At 46.8% G+C, this 237-nt stretch carries 1 protein-coding gene; it reads right to left on the bottom strand.

Annotated features, from left to right (window positions below; genetic code table 11):
• Positions 1 to 35: 35 nt before the first annotated feature.
• On the bottom strand, positions 36 to 237 hold a 202-nt coding region (locus AB4486_RS25650), incomplete at its 5' end, for an Rsd/AlgQ family anti-sigma factor (RefSeq protein WP_372119552.1).

Raw genomic sequence — 237 nt, forward strand, 5'->3', positions numbered from 1 at the left:
CTTGCACAGAGGCAAGCTTAGAAGATGTTAAGCCATTACGCTCCTGGTGGAACCGCTAGGCTGTCGGCAATTTGTTGTATCAGCTGGTCTTCAACCGCAAACCTCACCTCAAGAATCTCACCAACGAGTGATAGCTCACTATCAAAGCTTTCTAATGTATCGGTCGCTTCAATGGCAGCGTATTTATCGGTGAAGTTGAGCAGTGGGTCGGTGGTAAGAACGATATGACCATAAGAT

Source organism: Vibrio sp. 10N.222.55.C6, assembly GCF_041473395.1.
In the GTDB taxonomy this organism is placed as follows: Bacteria; Pseudomonadota; Gammaproteobacteria; order Enterobacterales; family Vibrionaceae; genus Vibrio; species Vibrio crassostreae_C.